The organism is Mesorhizobium sp. M7A.F.Ca.CA.004.12.1.1, assembly GCF_003997835.1.
In the GTDB taxonomy this organism is placed as follows: Bacteria; Pseudomonadota; Alphaproteobacteria; order Rhizobiales; family Rhizobiaceae; genus Mesorhizobium.
In genome coordinates this window covers 1-2642 of the sequence record NZ_RZRK01000831.1, presented here as the reverse complement: position 1 = coordinate 2642, position 2642 = coordinate 1, and the positions used below count along the sequence as shown (strand labels likewise).

General features: G+C 63.1%; 3 protein-coding genes and 1 pseudogene. 2 read left to right on the top strand and 2 right to left on the bottom strand.

What is annotated here, in order from left to right:
* On the top strand, positions 1–500 hold a 500-nt coding region (locus EN984_RS30360), incomplete at its 5' end, for a DMT family transporter (RefSeq protein WP_164765752.1).
* 121 nt (positions 501–621) lie between these two features.
* On the opposite strand, the gene EN984_RS30350 is transcribed toward EN984_RS30360, so the two are convergent.
* Positions 622–1662, bottom strand: coding sequence for a zinc-dependent alcohol dehydrogenase family protein (locus EN984_RS30350; RefSeq protein ID WP_127258661.1), 1041 nt, complete (start codon positions 1660–1662; stop codon positions 622–624).
* Between the two features lie 98 nt (positions 1663–1760).
* On the bottom strand, positions 1761–2222 hold the full coding sequence (locus EN984_RS30345) for a helix-turn-helix domain-containing protein (RefSeq protein ID WP_127271974.1): 462 nt from the start codon (positions 2220–2222) through the stop codon (positions 1761–1763).
* A gap of 102 nt (positions 2223–2324) precedes the next feature.
* Between EN984_RS30345 and EN984_RS30340 the strand changes: the two are divergent.
* Positions 2325–2642: pseudogene (locus EN984_RS30340) on the top strand (MFS transporter); the annotation flags it as partial.

Sequence of the window (2642 nt, the reverse complement as noted above, 5' to 3'; positions counted from 1 at the left end):
GCGCGCTGGTCGCGGGTTTTGCCCTGACGCAGGGCGTGACGGCCTCGCCGGTGGGCGATGGTCTGATGCTGGCCGCCATCATCGCCTGCGGCCTGGGCTATGCCGAGGGCGCCGCGCTGTCGCGCAAGCTCGGCGGCTGGCAAGTGATCTGCTGGGCGCTGGTGCTGTCGCTGCCGATCATGCTGGTGCTGACGCTGATGACCATGCCGCCATCGTTCGAAGGCGTCGGCGTCAGGGCGTGGATAGGGCTTGCCTATGTCTCGCTGTTCAGCATGCTGATCGGCTTCGTGTTCTGGTATCGCGGGCTGGCGCAAGGCGGCATCGCCGCGGTCGGGCAGTTGCAGCTGCTGCAGCCATTTTTCGGATTGGCACTGGCAGCGACGCTGCTGCACGAGCAGGTCAGCCCGCTGATGGTGGTCGTCACGCTTGGCGTCGTGCTCTGCGTCGTAGGCGCCAAGCGATTCGCGAAGCAGGAATTGCCACGACGCGCGATCGCCTGACGACGGTGCCGTCCTCGCCCAATGCATGTCGCCCAAAAGTGGCCCCGGTTTTGGGAGAACGACATGCATAAAAACAAGGACCTAAAGCGCGTCGCCTGGATCCGTTCAAACGCGACGCGCTTTAGAACTTCGTCACCACTCCAATACCAATCCCCTCGAAGCCGCCCATCGCCATCAAGGCCGCGGGCGCCTCGTCGAGACTGATTCTCTTGCCGACCAGCAGTTCGGGCTTCAGCTTGCCGTTGCGGATCATGTCCATCATCGCCTGGTAGCGGTAGGCCTGCATGCCGTGGCTGCCAAGGATTTCGAGTTCGAAGGCGATCACCTTGTCCATCGGCACCTGCGGCCGGGCATGCTCGCCCAGCATCAGGCCGACCTGCACATGGCGGCCGCGCCGGCGCAGATTGGATATCGAATTGAACGAGGTGGTGGGGTGGCCGAGCGCGTCCATCGACATATGCGCGCCGCCATTGGTGATCTGCTTGACCGCCTTGACCACGTTCGGCGTCGTAGATGCATTGATGGTGGCGACGGCGCCGATCTTTTTGGCGAAATCCAGTTTCTCGTCGGTGAGATCGATGGCGATGACATTGGCGCCCATGGCGCTGGCGATCATGATCGCCGACAGGCCGACGCCGCCGCAGCCATGCACCGCGACCCATTCGCCCGGCGTCACCCGGCCCTGGTCGACGATGGCGCGAAACGAGGTGACGAAGCGGCAGCCGAGGCTGGCGGCGGTGGCGAATTCCATCTCGTCGGGTAAGCGCACTAGGTTGGTGTCGGCGTGTTCGATGGCGACATATTCGGCGAACGAACCCCAGCCGGTGAAGCCGGGTTGGGTCTGATGCTCGCAGACCTGGTGATTGCCCGAATTGCACTCGAAGCAGCGGCCGCAGCCGACGGCGAACGGCACGGTGACGCGCTCGCCGGCCTTCCAGCGGGTGACCTGCTTGCCGGCGGCGACGACGATACCGGCCAGTTCGTGGCCCGGTACATGCGGCAGCGTGATGCCATCGTCATGACCCATCCAGCCATGCCAGTCGCTGCGGCACAGACCGGTCGCTTCGACCTTGATGACGACGCCATCGGCTGCCGGCTTCGGATCGGGAACGGTCTGGATCGTCGGCGCTTCGCCGAATTTCTCGAAGACGACGGCTTTCATCGGTCACTCCACCCTCTGTGCTGCAGGAAACGATAGCCGATTCCCTGTCTGGTCGAGCGGAAATCGATTCCGCCACGCCTGTTGGCAGGCAGCAGCTCTTAACCGGTTTCGCGGTTGCGAAAGTCGGCAAGCCGGGTTTCGCCGGGGGCAAGCTGCCGCCCGTCCTCGGCATGGACTTCCAGGCGCTTGATCGGCCGGCCGGTGAGATTGTCGACCATGAAGGTATAGGGTTCGCCCGGTCCGGCGAAGTAGGTCTCGCCCCATTGCCGCAGGGCAACCAGGACATAGAACAGGCCGCGTCCCTTTTGCGTCAGCACATATTCATGGTGCGCGCTGCCGTCGGGTGCCGGGACCGTTTCGAGGATGCCATGCGCGACGAGATTGCGCAGCCGCGACGACAGGATGTTCTTGGCGACGCCGAGGCTCTTCTGGAATTCGCCGAAGCGCCGCAAGCCGTCGAACGCGTCACGCACGATGAGCAGCGACCACCAGTCGCCAATCGCGTCCAGTGGTCGCGCTATGAGGCAATCCGCTTCGTGGTGGCTCGTTCGTTTCACCATGGCAGTCGTTGGTCCAGCATTCGATTTTCGGTTGCAACATAAAACTGTTCTGCCTATCCAGCAAGAGGTTTCAAGTTGAAACCTTTTATGGAGAGAGCAGACATGAACATGCAGGTGGTGAACAGCGGTGCAACAAGCCTCGAGCAATCCGATGGGCCGCCTCGGGTGGCGCCGCCGCCTGCGGGATTGTCACGATTGACCGCGCTGATCTTCGCCATCGCCTGCGGCCTGAGCGTTGCCAATGTCTATTTCGCCCATCCGCTGCTCGACGCCATGGCGCATGATTTTGCTATCGCGCCGGCCTCGGTTGGCATCGTGGTGACGGTAACGCAGATCGGCTATGGGCTCGGCCTGTTCTTTATCGTGCCGCTGGGCGACCTGTTCGATCGCCGCAAGCTGATTGCCGGGCAGGCGATTCTG

Bases quoted from the DNA above. Each gene is read 5' to 3' on its own strand.
- EN984_RS30350 (WP_127258661.1), bottom strand. From the start codon at position 1,662: ATGAAAGCCGTCGTCTTCGAGAAATTCGGCGAAGCGCCGACGATCCAG.
- EN984_RS30345 (WP_127271974.1), bottom strand. From the start codon at position 2,222: ATGGTGAAACGAACGAGCCACCACGAAGCGGATTGCCTCATAGCGCGA.